General features: G+C 67.7%; 1 protein-coding gene. It reads right to left on the reverse strand.

The window, feature by feature from the left end; translation table 11 throughout:
• Positions 1-214 precede the first annotated feature (214 nt).
• Positions 215-1,933 (reverse strand): gamma-glutamyltransferase, encoded by a 1,719-nt coding sequence (gene ggt / locus IAE56_RS20825; protein WP_200753827.1) that lies wholly within the window; start codon positions 1,931-1,933, stop codon positions 215-217.
• Positions 1,934-2,145 lie beyond the last annotated feature (212 nt).

Consider the following 2,145-nt stretch of genomic DNA (forward strand, 5'->3'; position numbering starts at 1 on the left):
GTCGGCACCCACCAGCAGCAGGTTCCAACAGCCGCGTGAACCTGTCGAAGGTGGGGCGGTGTCGGATTGCGGGGTGTCAGCCGCATGGATGCGGCTGCCAAGCCTACAAGGACGTACTTGCGGCGTCCCCCAGACAACCCACCCGCCCGGCCAAGTCCAGCATCACTGAAACCACCACCACCGCAGAGGGGGCTCAGCCCGTTGGCCGGGAAACTCAGTACCCCGCCGCCTGCCCATCCTTGCGACTCTCCGACGCGCCGTAATACACGCCCGTGTCCGGATCACGCATGATCGCCTGGTAGCCACCATACGGGCCATCGGCGAACACGATACGGTGCCCCTTGCGCATCAGCGCGCGCACCGTCTCGTACGGGAAGCCGGTTTCCAGATTCACTTCACCGCCATCGCTCATCGCCGTCGCCTGGCCGGTCGGTTCGGTCGAGCCCTCGTGCTGGATGCGCGGTGCATCACCGGCCTCCTGCAGGTTCATGCCGAAGTCCACCAGGTTCATCACGATCTGCGCGTGGCCCTGCGGCTGCATCGCACCGCCCATCACGCCGAAGCTGGCGTACGGCTTGCCGTCCTTGGTGATGAAGCCCGGGATGATGGTCTGGAACGGGCGCTTGCCCGGTGCATATCCGTTGGGATGGTTCTTCTGCAGCACGAACATCTCGCCGCGGTCCTGCAGGATGAAGCCCAGCCCCGGCGGTGCCATGCCGCTGCCCATGCCGCGGTAGTTGGACTGGATCAGCGACACCATCATGCCGTCGGCGTCGGCCACGGTCATGTAGATCGTGTCGCCCTCCTCCAGCTGCTTGGGCGTGCCCGGCTGCACTTCCTTCAGTGCCTTGTCCATCGAGATCAGCGCGCGCCGCTGCGCGGCGTAGTCCTTGGAAATCAGCTTCTGCACCGGTGCCGGCTGGAAGGCCATGTCGGCGTAGAAGCGCGCGCGGTCGGCGAAGGCCAGCTTCTTCGCTTCGACGAACAGGTGCACGTGCTCGGGCGAGCCGAACGGGATCTTCGAGAAGTCGTAGCCTTCCAGCACGTTGAGGATCTGCAGCGCGGCGATGCCCTGGCTGTTCGGCGGCAGTTCCCACACGTCATAGCCACGGTAGTTGCTGCTGACCGGCTCGACCCACTCGCCGTGGTGGTCGGCCATGTCCTGGTAGCTCAGGTAGCCGCCATTGGCCTTGAAGTAGTCGCCGATGGTGTGGGCGATGGCGCCCTTGTAGAAGGCATCGCGTCCGCCGTCGGCGATCTGCTGCAGGGTGCTGGCCAGGTTCGGGTTCTTCCACATCTCGCCCTTGCGCGGGGCGTGGCCGTTGATCGTGAACTGCTCGCTGAAGCCGGGGTACTTGGACAGCTTCGGTACCGAACGATCCCAGTAGTAGGCGATGACCTCGGCGACCGGATGGCCCTCGCGGGCGTAGCGGATGGCCGGGGCCAGGTTGTCGGCCATCGGCTTGCGGCCGAAGCGCTCGTGCAGGGCGAACCAGCCGTCGACCGCACCGGGCACCGAGACCGGCAGCGGGCCGGTGGCCGGGATGTCCTTCAGGCCGCGGCGCTGGAACTCGGCCAGGGTCAGCGACTTCGGCGATCGGCCCGAGCCGTTGTAGCCGTACAGCTTCTGGGTCTTGGGGTCCCAGACGATGGCGAACAGGTCGCCGCCCACGCCGTTGCCGGTCGGCTCCATCAGGCCGAGGGTGGCGTTGGCAGCGATGGCGGCGTCGACCGCCGAGCCGCCGGCCTTCATCACGTCCAGCGCGACCTGGGTGGCCAGCGGCTGCGAGGTGGCGGCCATGGCATGCGGGGCGATGACCTCCGAGCGGGTGGCGAAGGTGTGGCCGGTGATGCGGTCGGCGGCGAAGGACAGCGCGGGCATCGCGGCCAGTACGGCGGCGGCCAGCAGGGAACGGGCAAGGCGTCGGGACACGGTCGGGTTCCGGGGAAAGGGTGGTGCCCCGATCTTCGCCGCTGTGGCCTTCACGCGGTATCGGGCAGAGGTCATGGAAGGCGGCAGCAATCCGCCGGGCATGGCCCGGCGCTACCTGCAATCGGCTGCGGTAGCGCCGGGCCATGCCCGGCGGATCGGCACCGGGCCCAGCGGAAGGTTCCCCGCGCATGGCGATGCGTTCGTCGGATCGG

The organism is Stenotrophomonas sp. S41, assembly GCF_016624625.1.
Lineage (GTDB): Bacteria > Pseudomonadota > Gammaproteobacteria > Xanthomonadales > Xanthomonadaceae > Stenotrophomonas.